The organism is Micrococcus sp. 093350064-1, from assembly GCF_053627955.1.
In genome coordinates, this window is the sequence record NZ_JBSEYU010000001.1 from 295,217 (window position 1) to 312,956 (window position 17,740).

The window sequence follows — 17,740 nt, forward strand, 5'->3', positions numbered from 1 at the left end:
AGCATGCTCACCATCATGGGCTCCTCGTCAGCGTCCTCGCGCGCCTTCGCTCCGCCCTCGCGGTGGGCCGAGGTGCGCTCCGGCGTCGCCGTGACGCTGGGCGCCGGCCTCGGCCTGTTCCCCCTGGGCGTGGCCTTCGGGATGCTCGTGGTCCAGGCCGGGCTGCCCGCGTGGGTCGCACCCCTGTTCTCCGTGGTCGTGTTCGCCGGGTCCGTCGAGCTGCTGCTCGTCTCGCTGGTGGTGGCGGGCACGCCGCTGCTCACGATCGCCGTGACGGTGTTCCTTGTGAACTTCCGCCACGTGTTCTATGCGTTCAGCTTCCCGCTGCGCGTGGTCCGGGGGCGCCTCGCGCGGATCTACTCGATGGGCGCCCTGATCGACGAGGCCTACGCCATCGCCGCCGCCCAGCCCCGCGGTTGGACGGCGCCCCGGCTGCTGGCCATGCAGATCGCGCTGCATGCGTATTGGGTGCTCGGGGGCCTCGCCGGGGTGGCCGTCGCGTGGCTGCTGCCCGTGCCGGTCGAGGGCCTCGAGTTCGCGCTCGTCGCCCTCTTCATCGTGCTCGCCATGGACGCCGCCCGCACGCGGGCCCAGCTGCCCCTCGTGCTGGCGGCCGCGGTCGCCGTCGGGGTGGCTCTGCTGCTCGCGCCCGCGCAGGTGCTCGTCGTCGCCTTCGCCCTCTACGCCGCGGTGCTGATCGCGTTCCACGTGCTCGCCGCGCGCGGGACCGCCCTGCCGCTGCCTGAGCCCGTGCCCGTCACCGGGCCGGTGCCCGTCGTCGCCGCGGCGGGGGAGCGGGCCGTCACGGATGCCGAGCCCGGCGTCGAGGAGGACCCCCGATGACCGGCGCCGCGTACCTGGTGGCCGCGGCCGTCGTCGCGGGCCTCGTGACCTTCTGCCTGCGCGCGGTGCCGTTCGCACTGCTGCAGCCGCTGCGGGAGTCCGTGCTCGCCGCGCGGCTGGCGGTGTGGATGCCTGCCGGCGTGCTGACCATCCTGGCCCTCGTGATGCTGCTCGACGCCGCGGCGCTGGCCCCTGGAGAGCCCGTGGACGGGACGCGGGTGGCCCACGCGCTGATCGCGGCGGCGGTGACAGTCGTCGTGCATCTGCTGGCCGGGCGGCGGACCCTGGTCTCGATCGCCGCCGGCACGCTGGCGTACGTGCTGTTGGTCAACCTGGCCTGACCGGCGGCGGGGCGGATTCGCCCAGGCGTTCGGCCCATGCGCGGGTCGCCGCGGCGAGGCGCCGGCCGTAGGCGGTGACCCCGTCTGACAGCGTCCCGGCGTTGTAGAGCGTCCCCGCCCGGGCGATCCCCTCCGCGGAGAGGTCGCCGCGCAGGTGACCGCGCAGGATCTCCAGCCCCAAGGCCAGGTTGTCCTCCGGCTCCCACAGGTGGAGGCCGTGCTCCGCCGCCTGCGCGAAGTACGGCGGCCACGTGATCTGCGCGGGCCCCACGCCGTTGGACTTCTCACCCTGCGCCACCCGGGCCACGAGCTCCTCGTAGCGTTCCCGGGTCACGAGGACGTCCGTCCCGCGCGGGGCGCTGTGCACACCGCCGGCGTCGTGCCCGAAGACGTTCCGGCCGCCGGACTCGAGCTCGGCCAGGGCCGCCGCCACCGCGAGGGGAACGTCCGCCCGGCGTGCGGCGGCCACGATCGCCGCGGCGTTGTCGAGGTGTCGGCCGAGCGTCGCCGTCGGGTCGGAGGAGCGGTCGCGGGCGGAGCGGCGGGTGAGGAGGTCGCGGAGCAGGCCCATCGGCCCACCCTCCCGCATCCCGGGTTGAGTTGTCGCGGGTGACGGGCCCGCGCACCCGCGACAACTCAACCCGGGATGCGGGGCAGGGGCCGGGCAGCGGCGCGTCGTCGGCGTCCGGGGCGCACTAGGGTGGAGCGCATGTCCGCGACCCCCCTCGGCTTCTGGAAGCTGCCCGCACGTCCCGACGGCGCCGCCCGTCACCTCGCCGTCATCACCGGGGGCGAGGCGCAGCAGACCATGCTCTTCCTCCAGGACGGGCAATGGTCCATCCTCGCCCTCTTCCAGGACGAGCTGGCCGGCAAGGCCGCCGCCCGCACCCTGGACGCGCTCCTGCAGTCCGTCACCTGTCTCCGCATGGGCGGCCGTGACGTCCTCGACGGTGCCGACACCCCGCGGCCCGGTATCGAGTGGGCCGGCTACGACCGCGAGTTCGAGGAGGCCGACGTGGCCGAGCAGCGCGACGTCGAGCCGCGCGGCCGGATCTGGATCCTCCCCGCCACGGACGGCGCCTCCGTCGGCCTCAAGCTTCCCGGGCACCGCCGGTACGACGACGCCGTCGCCCAGTTCGCCGACGTCGACGCGGCGCGTGCCGCCGTCGCGGCGATCGACGAGCTCCTGGGCGTCGGCCCGCGCGGCTGAGCCGGCCGGCGTTCGTCGGCCCGGGGTCGTGACCGTTCGCCTCCCAGGGTTCACCTGCTGTTCACCCGGCTGCGCTGCCGGGCCCGGCTTCCTCGTCCGCCGCCCGCCCATAATGGTGGACAGAGCACAGGCCGCGGCCCGCCGCCGTCGTACCGAGGAGGGGGACGGACGGGCACGGTGACGCACCCAGTGAAGGAGACGGTCCATGGAGCTGCTGCAGCCCGACGCCCCCCGCGAGAACCTCCGCGAGTTCATCGACAAGCTGCGCGACGGCGGCTACACCGTCTCGGACGGCCACACCAACGATCCCGACCTGATCGATCCGCAGGGCCGTGCCGTGGAGACGTGGAGGGAGGACTACCCGTACGAGACGCGCATGACGCGCGAGGAGTACGAGCTGGAGAAGTACCGCCTGCAGATCGAACTGCTCAAGCTGCAGTACTGGGGCGAGGACACCGGCCAGCGCCACATCATCGTCTTCGAGGGCCGCGACGCCGCCGGCAAGGGCGGCACCATCAAGCGCTTCACCGAGCACCTGAACCCCCGCACCGCCCGCGTCGTGGCCCTCAACAAGCCCTCGGACCGCGAGCTCGGCCAGTGGTACTTCCAGCGCTACATCCAGCACTTCCCCACGGCGGGCGAGATCGTGCTGTTCGACCGATCGTGGTACAATCGCGCCGGCGTCGAGCGCGTGATGGGCTTCGCCACGGACGAGCAGTACCGCCGCTTCATGAACCAGGTGCCGCTGTTCGAGAAGATGCTCGTGGACGACGGCATCCACCTCACCAAGTTCTGGTTCTCCGTGACACAGACCGAGCAGCGCACGCGCTTCGCGATCCGCCAGATCGACCCGGTCCGCCAGTGGAAGCTCTCGCCCATGGACCTCGAGTCCCTGGACCGTTGGGAGGCGTACACGGAGGCCAAGGAGGCCATGTTCCTCCACACGGACACGGACCACGCCCCGTGGATCTCCATCCGCTCCAACGACAAGAAGCGGGCCCGCCTCAACGCGATGCGCTACTTCCTGTCCCAGTTCGAGTACGAGGGCAAGGACCACGAGGTCGTCGGCACCCCGGACCCGCTGATCGTGCGCCGCGGCCGCGACGCCGTGGGGGACTGACCGCGGTCGACGTAGGCTGGGGGGCGGGTCCGTGTCCGGCACGGCCCGTCCCACCGTCCGAGCCACAGGAGGCCACCCGCGATGACCGAGCAGACCACCACCGTCCCCGTCGGCGCCGCCGACATCGGCGTCACGGGCCTGGCGGTGATGGGCGCGAACCTCGCCCGCAACTTCGCCCGCCACGGCTACACGGTGGCCCTGCACAACCGCAGCCGGGCCCGCACGGACCAGCTCGTGGCCGAGCACGGTGACGAGGGTGCGTTCGTGGCGACGGAGACGCTCGCCGAGCTCGTGCAGTCCCTCGCCGTGCCGCGCCGGGTGCTCATCATGGTCAAGGCGGGCGCCCCCGTGGACGCCGTCATCGACCAGCTCGTCCCCCTGCTGGACGAGGGCGACATCGTCATCGACGCCGGCAACTCCCATTACGAGGACACCCGCCGCCGCGAGGCGGCCCTCGCCGAGAAGGGCCTGCACTTCGTGGGCGTCGGTGTCTCCGGCGGCGAGGAGGGTGCCCTGCACGGTCCGGCGATCATGCCCGGCGGTCCGGAGAAGTCCTACGAGGCCCTCGGCCCGATGCTCGAGAAGATCTCCGCGCAGTTCGAGGGGGAGCCGTGCTGCGCCTGGGTCGGCACGGACGGCGCCGGCCACTACGTGAAGATGGTCCACAACGGCATCGAGTACGCGGACATGCAGGTCATCGGCGAGGCCTACGACCTGCTGCGCCGCGTGGGCGGCCTCGAGCCCGCCGAGCAGGCCGAGGTGTTCACGGCGTGGAACCAGACCGACCTGGCCTCCTACCTCATCGAGATCACGGCCGAGGTGCTCGCCCAGGTGGACGCGGCCACGGGCCGCCCGCTCGTGGACGTGATCGTGGACGAGGCCGGGCAGAAGGGCACCGGCCGCTGGACCGCGATCTCGGGTCTCGACGTCGGCTCCCCGGTGGCCGCGATCGCCGAGTCCGTCTTCGCCCGCTCGCTGTCCTCTCAGCGCGCGGTGCGCCAGGTCGCCCGTGAGACCCTCGCGGCCGGCGTCGACGAGGAGGCGCAGCGCGCCCCGCAGGACACGGACACGTTCGTGGAGGACGTGCGCCAGGCGCTGTTCGCCTCCAAGCTCGTGGCCTACGCGCAGGGCATGGACATGCTCGCCGCCGCCGCCGAGGAGTACGGCTGGTCGCTGGACCTGGGCACCATCGCCTCGCTGTGGCGGGACGGCTGCATCATCCGCGCCGACCTGCTCGACGTGATCATGCAGGCCTTCGGCGGCCGCGACACCTCCCGCCACCCGGCGCCGGGCACCCGCGCCCCCGGCCAGCCGCTCAACCTGCTCTTCGCCCCCGAGTTCGCCCAGGCGATCGCCGAGGCCCTGCCGGCCTGGCGCCGCGTCGTCGGCACCGCCGTCGCCGCGGGCGTGCCGGTGCCGGTGTTCTCCTCGGCCCTGGCGTACTACGACGGCCTGCGGGCCGACCGCCTGCCGGCCGCCCTCGTGCAGGGCCAGCGCGACTACTTCGGCGCCCACACCTACCTGCGCGTCGATCGCGAAGGTTCCTTCCACACGCTGTGGTCCGGCGACCGCACCGAGGTGGACGGCGAGGGCGTGCCCGTCGTCATGCCGCAGCCGACCGAGGGCGACCCCACGCAGGACTGACCCGGCGTGGACCCGGCCCTCAGATCCAGAGGGCCGGGTCCACGTACTCCGCGGGGTCCACGAGCGGCTTGCCCTCGGACGGGCCCTTGCGCGGTCGGACGGTGGCCGGCACGCCGGTGGCGATCGCGTCGGCGGGGGTGTCTTTCACGACGACGGCGTTGGCGCCCACCGCCGTTCCCTCCCCGATCTCGACGGGTCCGAGGATCTTGGCGCCGGCCCCCACCACGACGCCGTCGCGCAGCGTGGGGTGCCGCTTCACCTTGGCCAGGGAGCGGCCGCCGAGGGTGACCCCGTGGTACAGCATCACGTCGTCGCCGATCTCCGCGGTCTCGCCGATCACGACGCCCATGCCGTGGTCGATGAAGAACCGACGACCGATCGACGCGCCGGGGTGGATCTCGATGCCCGTGGCCGCCCGCGTGACCTGCGAGAGCACGCGGGCGGGCATCTTCAGCCGGTCATGCCGCCACATCCGGTGCGCGACGCGGTGCGCCCACACTGCGTGCAGACCCGAGTAGACGAGGGCCACCTCGAGGTCACCGCGCGCCGCTGGGTCATGGCTGCGGACGGTCGCGATGTCTTCCTTGATGCGGGAGAACAGTCCCACGGGCGGCCCCTTCGGGTCGGTGCGGTCGGTGAGCGGGCGGCGGTCAGCCGCGGATGTCCTCGAAGAGGGCGGTGGAGATGTAGCGCTCGCCGAAGTCACACACGATGGCGACGATCAGCTTGCCCTCGGACTCGGGCTTGGCGGCCTCCTTGAGGGCGGCCGAGATGATCGCGCCGGTGGAGATGCCGCCCAGGATGCCCTCCTCGGTCCCGAGCCGACGGGCGGTCTCGATGGACTCCTCGAAGGTGGCCGGGTAGACCTCGTCGTAGAGGTCGGTGTCCAGGATCTCCGGCACGAAGTTCGCGCCGATGCCCTGGATCTTGTGCGGGCCGGCCTGGCCGCCGGAGAGGATGGGGGAGTCGGCCGGCTCGACGGCGATGAGCTTCACGTCCGGCTTCTGCTCGCGCAGGTACCGGCCCGCGCCCGTGATGGTGCCGCCGGTGCCGACGCCGGCGATGAACACGTCCACGGCACCCTCGGACGCGTCCCAGATCTCCGGGCCGGTGCCCGTGTAGTGGGCCTGGATGTTGGCCTGGTTCGCGAACTGCTGGGCCCAGATGGAGTTCGGGGTGCTGCGGACGATCTCCTGGGCGCGCTCGAGGGCCCCGCGCATGCCGTCTGCACCGGGGGTCAGCACGATCTCGGCGCCGAACGCCTTGAGCATCACGCGGCGTTCGGTGGACATGGTCTCGGGCATGGTCAGGATCACGCGGTAGCCGCGCGCCGCGCCGACCATGGCCAGGGCGATGCCGGTGTTGCCCGAGGTGCCCTCCACGATGGTGCCGCCGGGGGTCAGCTCGCCGGCCGCCTCCGCGGCGTCGACGATGGCGGTGCCGATGCGGTCCTTCACCGAGTTGGCCGGGTTGTAGAACTCGACCTTCACGGCGACGTCGCCGGGCAGGTCCTTCGCGAGGCGGTTCAGCCGGACCAGGGGCGTGCCGCCGACCGCCTGGGTGATGTCGTCAAGGATGCGGGCCATGGTGGTACCTCCGGGGGGTGGTGGTGCGCCTCGGGGCGCGGGCGATCTAGTGGGTGTTCCTGCGTCAGGCTATCGAGCCGCGGCGCCGCTCAGGCGTCCACGAGCCACGCGGAGTAGTTCCGGCGCACCTTCGCGAGCTTCGGATCGATGACCACACGGCAGTATCCGTTGGAACGGCGCCGCGCATAGAAGTCCTGGTGAATGTCCTCGGCCGGGTGCCACGCGGACGCCGGCTCGACGCGTGTGACGATGGGGCTGTCATAGTTCGCCTGCGCCCGGGCGATCTCGTCCGCGAAGAACCGGGTCTCGGCCTCGTCATGGGCGAAGACGGCCGATCGGTACTGGGTGCCGACGTCGGCCCCCTGGCGGTTCAACGACGTGGGGTCGTGGCTGGTGAAGAACAGGTCCATGATCACCTCGGGCGGCACGACGGCGGCGTCGAAGCGCACGCGGACCGCTTCGGCGTGGCCGGTGGTCCCGGTGCACACGGACTCGTAGCTCGGGGCGGGGTCGTCGCCTCCGGTGTAGCCGGACTCGACGGCGAGCACGCCCCGCACGCGACGGTAGACGGCGTCGAGGCACCAGAAGCAGCCGCCGGCGAGCGTCAGCTCGCGGACGTCGGCGGGCGCGTCGGAGGCGCCGAGGGGCTCGGTACGGGGGGAGTCGGTCATGGCAGGCACAGCAACGCGGCCCGCGCTTTTCATTCCCGACGTCGCCGCGCCGTGCCCTCACCCAGGGCAGCCGGGTCGTGCGTGCCCGGGCCGGGTGGGCCATCATGGCCGGTATGACCGTGTCCCGTCCCACCGTCCCCGCCTCGCCGGAGCACGCCCTGGCCCCGCCGACGCTCGGGCAGGTCCTCGAGGTCGTCCAGGGGCTGTGGCCGCGGGAGCTGGCGGAGCCGTGGGACGCCGTCGGGCCGGTGGCCGGGCGCCCGGAGGCCCCGGTGCGGACCGTCCTGTGGGCGCTGGACCCGGTGCAGGCCGTGGCCGACGAGGCCGTCGCCCGCGGGGCCGACCTCGTGGTCACCCACCACCCGCTCCTGCTGCGCGGGACCTCGTCCGTGGCCGCCGTCGGGCATGCCGCCGCCGCGAAGGGCCGCCTGCTGCACACCCTGATCGAGCACCGCGTCGCCCTGCTGGCCGCGCACACCAACGCCGACGCCGTCGTGGGCGGCGTCTCGGACGTGCTGGCCCGTGCCGTCGGCGTCATCGGAGCGCTCTCGCCCCTGACGACCTCCGCCGCCGGCACCGGGGCCGAAGGCATCGGCCGGGTGGGCGACCTGCCTGAGGAGACCGACCTGGCCGCCTTCGCCCGGGCCGTGCACGCGGCGCTGCCCGCCACGGCCGGTGGCGTGCGCGTGGCGGGCGACCCCGCCCAGCGCATCCGCCGCGTCGCCGTGTGCGGCGGTGCCGGAGACAGCCTCTTCGACGCGGTCCGCGCGTCCGGCGCGGACGTCTACGTGACCGCCGATCTGCGCCACCACCCGGCCTCGGAGGCCCGGGAGACGGCCGCGCCGGGGGAGGGACGTCCCGCGCTCGTGGACGTCTCGCACTGGGCGAGCGAGTCCCTATGGCTCGAGCACGGCGCCCGCGCCCTGGAGGCCGCCCTGGCGGAGCGGGGACTGGGCGTCACCACCCTGTTCTCAGATCACCGCAGCGACCCCTGGGACTTCCTGGTCGGGGGAGAGCGGGCCGACGAGGGGAGTCACGCATGAGTGAGGTCACCGCACCGCCGGCCGTCCAGGCCCGGCTGCTGGAGCTGCAGGAGCTCGACACGGCCCTGGACCAGGCCCGCGCCGCCGTCCGTCGGCTCAAGGCGGACCCGGAGCACGCCCGGCTGCGCGCCCGCGCGCTGGAACTCGAGGAGGCGTTGCCCGGCCTCGAGGATGCCGCCCGCACCGCCGACCGGGCGGGAGCCGAGGCCACCGAGAAGGCCGCCGCCACCCGCGCCCGTCGGGACCGGACCCGGGAGCGGCTCGAAGCGGGCCAGGGCGGGTCCAAGGAGCTGCAGGCCATGCAGCACGAGGACGACACGCTCACCGCACTGCTCGATGACCACGAGGCCGCGGCGCTCGAGGCCATGGAGACCGCCGACGCCGCCGAGTCCCGGCTCGCGAAGGGCCACGCCGCTCTGGAGCAGGCACGGGCCGAGGTCGAGGCCCGCGCGGCGGAGGTGCGCCGCGAGGGGCAGGCCGTGACCCAGCGTGGCCGGGACCTCATCCAGCGCCGGGCGGCGTTGGCCGCGGAGTTTCCCGCGTCGTTGCTGGCCCTGTACGAGCAGGCGCGGGAGCGCAACGGCGGCATCGGCGCGGCCCGGCTCGTCGGGAACCGGTCCGCGGCCGCGGGCACGGAGCTGTCGCCCGCGGAGGTCGCGCGCATCCGGGCCCTCCCGCCGGCCGCCGTCGCCCGCTGCCCCGAGTCCGGCGCCATCCTCATCCGGGACTGACCCCGGGCCCCGCCCCCGGCGCGATCAGTAGAGTGGGGGGCCGCGTCGGACGGCGCGACCACGGACACGAGGAGGCGCACGGTGAGCGGACGAGTCCTGCAGGTGGAGGCCGACGGCGGGTCGCGGGGCAACCCCGGCGTCGCCGGCTATGGTGCCCTGGTGCGCGACCCGGCCACGGGCGAGATCCTCCGGACCGACGCCGCCCCGCTGGGGAAGGCGTCGAACAACGTGGCCGAGTACTCCGGGCTCGTGGCCGGGCTGCGGATGGCCCGGGACCTCGACCCCGAGGCGCGGGTGCACGTGCTGATGGACTCCAAGCTCGTGGTGGAGCAGATGTCCGGGCGGTGGAAGATCAAGCACGAGGACATGCGGCGCCTCGCGGCCGAGGCCCGGTCCGTGCTGCCCCCCGAGCGCGTCACCTACGAATGGATCCCGCGCAACCGGAACAAGGACGCCGACCGCCTCTCCAACGAGGCCATGGACGCCGGCGCGCGGGGCGGCCAATGGGACGCGGGCGCGTCCGAGGTGCCGGTCGCGGCCCCCGCGGCCGCGGGGTCGACCGCCGCGGAGGCGTCCACGACCCCCGCATCGGCGGTGGCCGGGTCCGGCCTCGACGCGGACGCGGACGTCCGGGCCGTGGAGGCGGACGGGCCCGACGCCGTCGCCTCGCCGGAGGGTGCGACCCCGGCGCCCGCGCCCACGGGCCGGCTGCACCACGTGGAGATCTGGGTCGCCGACCTCGCGGCGGCCGAGGCGAGCCTCGGCTGGCTGTTCGGCGAGCTCGGCTACGTGCCGGGCGAGGGGTGGGCCGAGGGCCGGACGTACCAGGGCGCGGGGGAATACCTCGTGCTCGAGGCCGGGCCCGACGTCGCCGCGGGCGCCCACGAGCGCACCCGCCCGGGCCTGAACCACCTGGCCTTCCGGGCCGGGTCGCGCTCCCGCGTGGACGAGCTCACCGCCGCCGCGCGCGGCCGGGGGTTTCGCCTGCTCTTCGAGGACCGCCACCCGCACGCCGGGGGAGCGGACCACTACGCCGCCTACCTCGAGACCGCGGACGGCTTCGAGGTGGAGCTGGTGGCCGTCGAGGACTGAGGCTGCGTCCGGGCAGGGCGCGCCTCGTCCGGGATCATCCCTCGGGCAGGATCACCCGCAGCGCGCCGGGCTTGCCGCCGGACGGCCGGGCCAGCTCGACCTCCCAGCCGGGGCCGTCCCCGGCCCGTGCGACCACGTCCGCGACGCGGTCCAGCGTCGAGGTCTCCCGCGCCCCCGCCTCCAGGAGCGCGCGGGCCACGAGGCCGCGGGTGTGCTTGGCGAAGTGCGAGACGACGGTCCGCTCGCCGTCGCGCAGCTGGAACACGTCGACCGCGAGGGTCCGCTCCGCCGGTGCCCGCCACTGGGCCGCGTAGCCACCGGAGCGGCAGTCGACGACGGGCCCGCTGTCCCGTGCGGCGAGCGCGTCGAGGGCGGGGGTCAGGACGGGGCGCCAGTGCGCGGCCAGCCCGGGCAGCCCCGGCAGCTTCGCGCCGACGGACAGCCGGAAGGCGGGGATCCGGTCCGCCAGCGCGGTGGCGCCGAACAGCGCGGAGAAGACCAGCACGGACAAGCGGGCGCGGCGCTTCGCCGCCGCCGACAGCGAGGCGTGGTCGAGCGCGTCGAAGAGCACGCCCGTGAACACCCGGTGACCGGGCGCGGCGGGGGCGACGGCCAGGCGCGTGTTCGCCTCGACCTCGCCGGCGAGCGACGCCCCGACGCCGAGGGTCGTCAGGGCATCCGGGGCGGCCGAGACCGCGGCGAGCCGCGTGAGCAGGTCCGCGCGGGCGCCCGTCACCGCGGCGTCGTCGGCCAGGGCGAGGGCGTCGAGGTCGAGCGGGGCCCCGGAGCGGGGTGCGGTCTTGCCCTCGGAGGGCGGCAGCAGGATCAGCACCGGGCCAGCCTAGCCAGGCGCCCCGGGCCGACGTCGTCGTCCGGACCTGGCACAGTGGTGGGGTCCGCACAGCCGCCCCGCATACCAGGAGTCGCCCGATGACCGCCATGAACGTGTTCGGCGTGGTGTACCCGTTCGTCCTGCTCGTGATCGCGGCCGCCGTGTGGCTCGGGGTCCGCTCCAGCGGGCGGGAGCGCACGCATGCCTCGGCCGTGGAGCAGCGCCTGCGGGAGCGCACCTTCACGGGGCAGGACCGGGTGACGCTCGAATGGCCGCGGGATCGGCGACGCCCGAGCCTGGCGAAGGTCGTCTCGATCGGCGAGTCGTACGGGTACCGCCTGCTGGACAAGAGGGAGCGCGAGCACGTGGTGGAGCTCGAGTTCGAGCGGATCCTCGACGACGAGGGGTTCTGACCCCCGCCGGGGGCCGTGAGGCGGGACGGACCGGCTGTAAGCCGGGTTCTGTGCCTCGCGCGCGTTGCCCCGCGCGAGGTGACGGCCATCCATCTGGGCCCGCCATCGCTGACGGGCTCGAGCGGCCAACCCGGACGCTGGGGCGAGCAGCCCTCGTGACGCGTCCTGTTCGGCCTTGCACCGGATGGGGTTTACCGAGCCGGCCCCGTCACCGGGGCCGCTGGTGGTCTCTTACACCACCCTTTCACCCTTACCGCCGCGCACACGGCGCGGAGGCGGTCTTCTCTCTGTGGCACTGGCCCGCGGGTCGCCCCGGGTGGATGTTGTCCACCATCCTGCTCTGCGGTGCCCGGACTTTCCTCGCACCCCCGCAGGGGCACGCGGCCGTCCGCCGATCCGTCCCGACCGACCAGTCTACGCCCCGCCGAGGCCGCGGGGGCGCTCCGGACGTGTCCTCACTTAGAATGGAGGCGTCCGCCGACAACGAGGTCGGGGGATGGGGCCTGCCCAGGACGGCCCCGCCAGGTTTCAAGGAAGGACTCCCGTGGCAGACACCGCCTCGACCCAGACCCCCGAGTGGAACACGCAGCAGAAGCTCGCGGAGAAGATGGTCCCCCTGCTGGGCACCCTGTACCGCGAGCACAACGTGGTCACCTCGATCTACGGGCGCTCCCTCGTGAACCGCGGCGTGATCGACATCATCAAGGCCCACCGCTATGCCCGCCGCGTGCAGCAGGCTCCGCTGAGCGTCGAGTCCACCTACCCCCTGGTCGAGGCCATGGCTGCGATGGACCTGGGCGCCGCCACCATCGACCTGGCCGAGCTGGCCGCCAAGCAGAAGGCCTCGGGGCAGGACGTCCAGGCCTTCCTGGACGCCGAGCTCGCCGAGGTCAAGGGCAAGGCCGGCGAGGGCCTGGGCGAGACCCAGGACGTCGTGCTCTACGGCTTCGGTCGCATCGGCCGCCTGCTGGCCCGCATCCTCCTCGACCACGCCGGCGGTGGCTCCAAGCTGCGCCTGCGTGCCGTCGTCGTGCGCAAGAACTCGGAGGACGACCTGATCAAACGCGCCTCCCTGCTGCGCCGCGACTCGATCCACGGCCCGTTCGACGGGACGATCGTGGTGGACGAGGACCGCGACGTGATCACCGCCAACGGCACTGAGATCCAGGTCATCTATTCGAACGACCCGACCACGGTGGACTACACCTGCTACGGCATCAAGGACGCGCTGGTCGTCGACAACACCGGACGCTGGCGCGACGACGAGGGCCTGTCCCAGCACCTGCAGGCCCAGGGCGCCGCGAAGGTCCTGCTGACCGCCCCGGGCAAGGGCGAGATGAAGAACATCGTGTACGGCGTGAACTCGGACGACATCACGCCCGAGGACACCATCATCTCGGCGGCCTCCTGCACCACCAACGGGATCACCCCGGTGCTCAAGGTCATCCAGGACGACTACGGCATCGACCACGGCCACGTGGAGACCGTGCACGCCTACACCAACGACCAGAACCTCGTGGACAACTTCCACAAGGGCGCCCGTCGTGGCCGTGCCGCCGGCATGAACATGGTGCTCACCGAGACCGGCGCCGCCAAGGCCGTGGCCAAGGCCCTGCCCGAGCTCAAGGGCAAGCTCTCCGGCAACGCCATCCGCGTCCCCACCCCGGACGTGTCCATGGCCATCCTGAACCTGGAGCTGACCAAGCCCACCTCGGTGGAGGAGCTCAACGCCCGCCTGAAGCAGGAGTCCCTCACCGGCCCCCTGCGCGGCCAGGTCGGCTACGTGGACTCCCCGGAGGTCGTGTCCACCGACTTCGTCGGCTCGGACCGCGCCGGCGTCGTGGACGGCCTGGCGACCCTCGTGAACAACGACGGCAAGAACGCCATCCTCTACGTCTGGTACGACAACGAGTACGGCTACTCGCACCAGGTGATCCGCGTGGTGGAGAAGATGGCGGGCCAGCAGGTCCCCGCCTTCCCGCAGGCCTGACCCGCCGACGACCGACGGCCCGTCCCCGCGGAGGGGACGGGCCGTCGTCGTGTGCCGACCGGGTCGGACGTCGAGCCGAGGCTCAGTCCTCCTTGGGCCCGTGGTCGCCGTCGGGGCCGTGCTCGTGGTCCGCGTGGTCGTCGGCGTCGTGGCCGAAGGGGTCCTCGTCGGTACCGGGCAGCCACGTCACACCGGGCACGTTCAGACGCTCGGCCCGCTGCGCGCGCTTCCAGCGCCGCTGCCACTTGCCCTCGAGCCGGTTCACGTAGAGGGTGCCGTTGAGGTGGTCGTACTCGTGCTGCATGATGCGCGCGAACCAGCCCTCGGCCTCGAACTCGAACATCTCACCGTCCACGCGCTGGCCGGACAGGCGCACGCGGGTCGGGCGCTGCAGGGGGAAGCCGAGCCCGGGCACCGAGAGGCAGCCCTCGGTGTGCTCGTCCGGGTGCGGGTCCTCCCGCGGGGCCTTGTCCAGGTGGGTCAGCACGGGGTTGATCACGTGGCCCACGTTCGGCGCATCGCCGGAGTCCGGGAACGTCCACGTGAAGATCCGCAGCCCGACCCCGACCTGCGGGGCGGCAAGGCCCACGCCGTGCGCGGCGTCCTGCGTGACGTACATGTCCTCGATCAGCTCGCGGATCTCGTCGTCGATCACCTCCACCTCGGCCGCGCGCCGGTGCAGCACGGGCTCGCCGTAGACGGTGATGGGACGGATGGAGGCCATGGCACTGCGCTTCCCGGCCCGGGCTGCGGGCCTGCGTGGGTAGGGGGACGGGGGAGTCCCCAGCCTACCGCCGGCGACACCACGACGACGGCGGTCATTCCGCGGCAAGGGCCTCCAGCGCCTCCGGGTCCAGCAGCGTCACCCGCGGGCCCTCGATGGCGATCAGGCCGTCGTCGGCGAGGCGGCGCAGCCCGCGGCTGAACGCCTCGGGGGTGGTGCCCAGCAGCGAGGCGACGTCCTTCTTCGGCGCGGCCAGCACCACGACGAGGTCGGCCTCGTCCCGGAGGGCCGGCAGGCCGAGCAGATGTCCGGCGATCCGTGCGGTGACAGGCTGATGCTCCCGGGCCAGCCGTTGTTCAGCCTCGGCCAGGCGGACGGCCAGCGTCCGCATCACGCGTCCCCCGATGCCCGGATGCTCGGCCAGGAGTCGGGCGACCTCGGCGTGGGAGAAGGTGCACAGGCGGGTCGCGGCCACGGCGCGCGCCCCATGCCGGGCCGGCTCGCCCGTGAGGAACTCGTGCTCGCCCACGGAGTCCCCCGGCTCGACCATCCGCACCACGCGTTCCCGGCCGGTCGCTGAGCCGAGCGTCAGCGCCAGGCGGCCGCTGTGCACGACGCACAGGCGGTCCGTGCGGTCACCGGCCAGGTGCAGGGCATCGCCGGCCTCGAGCACGAGCGGCCGCGCCAGGGCGGAGACCCGGCGCAGCTGCTCCAGATCCAGCCCGGTGAACAGCGGGACCCGGGCCGCGCACGGCTCTGGTTCATCCACGGGGATGAGGGGCAGGTCGATACGCACGCCATCAGCCTCCCACACGGCGGCTTGACCGCGGTCAAGGCGTACCCGCCGTCCCCTTCGTAGCGTCAGTGACATCCCCGGAGGACGGGGATCGGACCGGGCGCCCGCCCCGTCCGCTCAGCCTCACCGGCGGCCGCGCCGGTGACGACCGACTGGAGTGACCATGACCCCCACCACGCGCACCCTGCTCCGCGCCGAGGGCTTCAGCTGCCCCTCGTGCGTCCGGAAGATCGAGAAGGCCCTCGACGCCCTGCCCGGCGTGACCGGCGCGCAGGTCCACTTCGAGACCCAGCGCATCGAGGTCGACCACGACCCGCAGACCACCACTGCCCAGGACCTCGTCGAGGCCGTCGCCAAGGTCGGCTACACCGCCCGGCTGTCGGCCTTCTGACCCCGCCCGCCCCCGACGAACGGAGCCCGCCATGCCCACCCTCGCCGTCACACGTCCGGGCCGCACCCGTGCCCGGCTCACGTTGTCCCGCCGCTGGCGGCGTCCCGTGGCGGCCGGCCTGCTGATCGCCGTCTCACTCGTGCTGGCGCCCGAGCAGCTGGCCCACGGGACCGGACACCTCGTGGCGGCGGGCCTGATGCTCGCCGCCGCCGTCGTGGCCGGCCTGCCGATCGCGCGCGACGCGATCGCCGCCCTGCGGGTGAAGACCGTCGGCATCGACCTGCTCGTCGCCACCGCCGCGATCGGCGCGTCCCTGCTCGGCAATTTCTGGGAGGCCGCCGCCGTGACCTTCCTCTTCGCCCTCGGCCACGGCCTCGAGGACGCGACCCTGTCTCAGACTCGCTCGGCGCTCGCGGACCTCGTGTCCACGGCGCCCGAGACCGCCGTCGTCGTCGACGCAGACGGGACGCAGCGCACCGTGCCCGCCCACGAGGTGGCCCCCGGCGCGACCGTCCTCGTCAAGGCCGGCGCCCGGGTGCCGGTGGACGGCGTGGTGCTCACCGGGGTCGGCGCCGTGGACGAGGCATCCATCACGGGCGAGTCCATCCCGGCGGAGAAGACCGACGGCGACGCCGTGTACGCGGGCACCGTGGCCACGGCAGGCCTGCTGCAGGTGGAGGCGCGGGGCGTGGGCGCCGACACCACGCTGGCGCGCATCATCCACCGCGTCGAGGCGGCGCAGGAGGCCCGCGCTCGGACCCAGCGGTTCATGGACCGCTTCTCCCGCTGGTACACCCCGGCGATCATGGTGCTGGCCTTCGCGACCGGTCTGATCACGCGGGACGTCCCCCTGGCCCTGACCCTGCTGGTCATCGGCTGCCCGGGCGCCCTCGTGATCTCCATCCCGGTCGCGATCGTGGCGGGGATCGGCCGCGGCGCCAAGGACGGCGTGCTCATCAAGGGAGGGGAGTTCCTCGAGCGCTCCGCGAAGGTCGACGCCGTCGCCGTCGACAAGACCGGCACCCTCACCTCGGGCACCCCCGAGCTGACAGACGTCGTCGCGTTCGAACCCGGGGCCGAGGACGAGGTGCTGCGCTGGGCCGCACGGCTCGAGGCGGCCTCGGACCACCCGTTGGCCGCGCCGGTCGTCGCGGCGGGCCGGGACCGCGGCCTGCTGGACGGCCCGCTGGCCACCGATGTGGACGTCGTCCTCGGCCGCGGGCTCACCGGCGAGGTGGACGGCCGCGTCGTCGCCGTGGGCAACGTGGCGCTGCTGCGCGAGCGCGGCGTGGATCCGGCCGCGACCGACCGGGTCGAGACCGTCGCGGCCGAGCTCGCGGAGGCGGGCCGGACCCCGGTGGCGGTCGTCGTCGACGGCATCCCGCTCGGCGTCCTCGCCATCGCAGACACCCTCCGGTCCGAGGCCGCGGGCATGATCCGGGCGCTGCACGGGATCGGCGTCCGCGAGGTCGTGATGCTGACCGGCGACCAGCCCGGCGTCGCGCAGGCCGTGGCCCGGCAGGTGGGCGTCGACGACGTACGGGCGGGCCTGCTGCCTCAGGACAAGCTCGAGGCGATCGAGGCCCTGCAGGCCGAGGGCCGCGTCGTCGCGATGGTCGGTGACGGCGTCAACGACGCCCCGGCCCTGGCGACGGCGGACATCGGCGTGGCCATGGGCGCGGCCGGCTCCGGTGTGGCCATCGAGACCGCGGACATCGCCCTGATGGGCGACCGGCTCGAGCGGCTGCCGCAGGCGCTCGATCTGGCCCGGCGCACGGTGCGGGTGATGCGGCAGAACATCGCGATCTCCCTCGTGACCGTCGTGGCCCTGCTGGCCGGCGTCTTCGCCGGCGGCGTCACGATGGCCGTCGGCATGCTCGTGCACGAGGCGTCCGTGCTGCTGGTCATCGTGAACGCGATGCGCCTGCTGCGGCGCCCGGGTCAGCCCAGGTCCACGACCTCGAACTCGAGCAGGTCGGCGCCCGTGGCGACCGGCGCCGGGCGGCCGCCCTGCTCGGCGGCGTGAGCGGCGGGCATGCGCCCGTCCCGCCAGCGCTGGAAGTCCTCCTCCGACGCCCACGTCGTGACCACGAAGTAGCGGTCCTCGCCCGCGGTGGGCCGGAGCAGCTGGAAGCCCTCGAAGCCCGGCTCCTGGTCCACCGCGTGCTTGCGGGCGGCGAACCGCTTCTCGAGTTCCGGGCCGGCGCCCTCGGGGACGCTGATGGCGTTGATCTTCACGACGGACATGGGCTGGCCTCCTCGTCGGCGGGGGTGCGGCGTCGGGTCGACGCCCTCACCGGCCGACTCTACGCC

General features: G+C 73.7%; 20 protein-coding genes and 1 other RNA gene. 12 read left to right on the forward strand and 9 right to left on the reverse strand.

Annotated features, from left to right (window positions below; all coding sequences use genetic code 11):
• Positions 1–3 precede the first annotated feature (3 nt).
• Both ACUW6W_RS01360 and ACUW6W_RS01365 read left to right on the forward strand, forming a co-directional pair.
• On the forward strand, positions 4–843 hold the full coding sequence (locus ACUW6W_RS01360; RefSeq protein ID WP_127445798.1) for an AzlC family ABC transporter permease: 840 nt from the start codon (positions 4–6) through the stop codon (positions 841–843).
• Complete coding sequence (locus ACUW6W_RS01365; protein WP_060974034.1) at positions 840–1,184, forward strand: AzlD domain-containing protein; 345 nt, start codon at positions 840–842, stop codon at positions 1,182–1,184. The genes ACUW6W_RS01360 and ACUW6W_RS01365 overlap by 4 nt, the downstream gene beginning before the upstream one ends.
• Here ACUW6W_RS01365 and ACUW6W_RS01370 read toward each other — a convergent pair.
• Positions 1,171–1,755 carry a hypothetical protein gene (locus ACUW6W_RS01370; RefSeq protein WP_454179659.1) on the reverse strand — a complete coding sequence of 195 codons (585 nt, stop codon included), beginning with the start codon at positions 1,753–1,755 and terminating at the stop codon, positions 1,171–1,173. The genes ACUW6W_RS01365 and ACUW6W_RS01370 overlap by 14 nt on opposite strands.
• Before the next feature lie 138 nt (positions 1,756–1,893).
• Here ACUW6W_RS01370 and ACUW6W_RS01375 point away from each other — a divergent pair, with 138 nt between their 5' ends.
• From ACUW6W_RS01375 to gndA, 3 genes are all read left to right on the forward strand, one after another.
• Positions 1,894–2,394, forward strand: a complete 501-nt coding sequence (locus tag ACUW6W_RS01375; protein ID WP_036312781.1) for a hypothetical protein — start codon at positions 1,894–1,896, stop codon at positions 2,392–2,394.
• Positions 2,395–2,599: 205 nt separating this feature from the next.
• On the forward strand, positions 2,600–3,514 hold the full coding sequence (gene ppk2 / locus ACUW6W_RS01380) for a polyphosphate kinase 2 (protein ID WP_010078895.1): 915 nt from the start codon (positions 2,600–2,602) through the stop codon (positions 3,512–3,514).
• 81 nt (positions 3,515–3,595) lie between these two features.
• Positions 3,596–5,158 (forward strand): NADP-dependent phosphogluconate dehydrogenase, encoded by a 1,563-nt coding sequence (gndA, locus tag ACUW6W_RS01385; RefSeq protein ID WP_127435314.1) that lies wholly within the window; start codon positions 3,596–3,598, stop codon positions 5,156–5,158.
• A gap of 19 nt (positions 5,159–5,177) precedes the next feature.
• Here the strand turns inward: gndA and epsC are convergent, their stop codons facing one another.
• From epsC to msrA, 3 genes are all read right to left on the reverse strand, one after another.
• The gene (gene epsC, locus ACUW6W_RS01390; protein WP_036340179.1) at positions 5,178–5,765 is read right to left on the reverse strand and encodes a serine O-acetyltransferase EpsC; all 588 of its coding nucleotides are present in this window, start codon (positions 5,763–5,765) and stop codon (positions 5,178–5,180) included.
• Between the two features lie 43 nt (positions 5,766–5,808).
• Positions 5,809–6,744, reverse strand: a complete 936-nt coding sequence (cysK, locus tag ACUW6W_RS01395) for a cysteine synthase A (protein WP_010078892.1) — start codon at positions 6,742–6,744, stop codon at positions 5,809–5,811.
• An 89-nt stretch (positions 6,745–6,833) separates the two neighbouring features.
• The gene (gene msrA, locus ACUW6W_RS01400; RefSeq protein ID WP_069941180.1) at positions 6,834–7,415 is read right to left on the reverse strand and encodes a peptide-methionine (S)-S-oxide reductase MsrA; all 582 of its coding nucleotides are present in this window, start codon (positions 7,413–7,415) and stop codon (positions 6,834–6,836) included.
• 113 nt (positions 7,416–7,528) lie between these two features.
• Here msrA and ACUW6W_RS01405 point away from each other — a divergent pair, with 113 nt between their 5' ends.
• The 3 genes from ACUW6W_RS01405 to ACUW6W_RS01415 all read left to right on the forward strand — a co-directional run bounded on the left by ACUW6W_RS01405 (position 7,529) and on the right by ACUW6W_RS01415 (position 10,281).
• Positions 7,529–8,458 (forward strand): Nif3-like dinuclear metal center hexameric protein, encoded by a 930-nt coding sequence (locus ACUW6W_RS01405; protein ID WP_060974037.1) that lies wholly within the window; start codon positions 7,529–7,531, stop codon positions 8,456–8,458.
• Positions 8,455–9,189: a zinc ribbon domain-containing protein gene (locus ACUW6W_RS01410; RefSeq protein ID WP_122054245.1), complete on the forward strand. Its 735-nt coding sequence runs from the start codon at positions 8,455–8,457 to the stop codon at positions 9,187–9,189. Before ACUW6W_RS01405 ends, ACUW6W_RS01410 begins: the two co-directional genes overlap by 4 nt.
• An 81-nt stretch (positions 9,190–9,270) precedes the next feature.
• Positions 9,271–10,281, forward strand: a complete 1,011-nt coding sequence (locus tag ACUW6W_RS01415; protein WP_060974039.1) for a reverse transcriptase-like protein — start codon at positions 9,271–9,273, stop codon at positions 10,279–10,281.
• A 34-nt stretch (positions 10,282–10,315) separates the two neighbouring features.
• Here ACUW6W_RS01415 and ACUW6W_RS01420 read toward each other — a convergent pair whose 3' ends face one another.
• Positions 10,316–11,113: a YaaA family protein gene (locus ACUW6W_RS01420; RefSeq protein WP_060974040.1), complete on the reverse strand. Its 798-nt coding sequence runs from the start codon at positions 11,111–11,113 to the stop codon at positions 10,316–10,318.
• Positions 11,114–11,211: 98 nt separating this feature from the next.
• On the opposite strand from ACUW6W_RS01420, the gene ACUW6W_RS01425 reads away from it, so the two are divergent.
• Positions 11,212–11,526 carry a hypothetical protein gene (locus tag ACUW6W_RS01425; protein WP_060974041.1) on the forward strand — a complete coding sequence of 105 codons (315 nt, stop codon included), beginning with the start codon at positions 11,212–11,214 and terminating at the stop codon, positions 11,524–11,526.
• A gap of 21 nt (positions 11,527–11,547) precedes the next feature.
• Here the strand turns inward: ACUW6W_RS01425 and rnpB are convergent.
• An RNA gene (rnpB, locus tag ACUW6W_RS01430) (RNase P RNA component class A) lies at positions 11,548–11,926 on the reverse strand.
• A 144-nt stretch (positions 11,927–12,070) separates the two neighbouring features.
• On the opposite strand from rnpB, the gene ACUW6W_RS01435 reads away from it, so the two are divergent.
• A complete protein-coding gene (locus ACUW6W_RS01435) occupies positions 12,071–13,516 on the forward strand; it encodes a glyceraldehyde-3-phosphate dehydrogenase (protein ID WP_230277806.1) in 1,446 nt (481 codons plus the stop codon).
• Between the two features lie 82 nt (positions 13,517–13,598).
• Here ACUW6W_RS01435 and def read toward each other — a convergent pair whose 3' ends face one another.
• Positions 13,599–14,240, reverse strand: coding sequence for a peptide deformylase (gene def / locus ACUW6W_RS01440; protein WP_060974043.1), 642 nt, complete (start codon positions 14,238–14,240; stop codon positions 13,599–13,601).
• Positions 14,241–14,334: 94 nt separating this feature from the next.
• The gene (locus ACUW6W_RS01445) at positions 14,335–15,036 is read right to left on the reverse strand and encodes a Crp/Fnr family transcriptional regulator (RefSeq protein WP_227717897.1); all 702 of its coding nucleotides are present in this window, start codon (positions 15,034–15,036) and stop codon (positions 14,335–14,337) included.
• Between the two features lie 163 nt (positions 15,037–15,199).
• On the opposite strand from ACUW6W_RS01445, the gene ACUW6W_RS01450 reads away from it, so the two are divergent.
• Together ACUW6W_RS01450 and ACUW6W_RS01455 are read left to right on the forward strand one after the other, a co-directional pair.
• Positions 15,200–15,427: a heavy-metal-associated domain-containing protein gene (locus ACUW6W_RS01450; protein WP_069941174.1), complete on the forward strand. Its 228-nt coding sequence runs from the start codon at positions 15,200–15,202 to the stop codon at positions 15,425–15,427.
• 31 nt (positions 15,428–15,458) lie between these two features.
• The gene (locus tag ACUW6W_RS01455) at positions 15,459–17,453 is read left to right on the forward strand and encodes a heavy metal translocating P-type ATPase (protein WP_228070473.1); all 1,995 of its coding nucleotides are present in this window, start codon (positions 15,459–15,461) and stop codon (positions 17,451–17,453) included.
• Here ACUW6W_RS01455 and ACUW6W_RS01460 read toward each other — a convergent pair.
• On the reverse strand, positions 17,369–17,674 hold the full coding sequence (locus ACUW6W_RS01460) for an antibiotic biosynthesis monooxygenase family protein (RefSeq protein ID WP_010078879.1): 306 nt from the start codon (positions 17,672–17,674) through the stop codon (positions 17,369–17,371). The genes ACUW6W_RS01455 and ACUW6W_RS01460 overlap by 85 nt on opposite strands.
• Positions 17,675–17,740 lie beyond the last annotated feature (66 nt).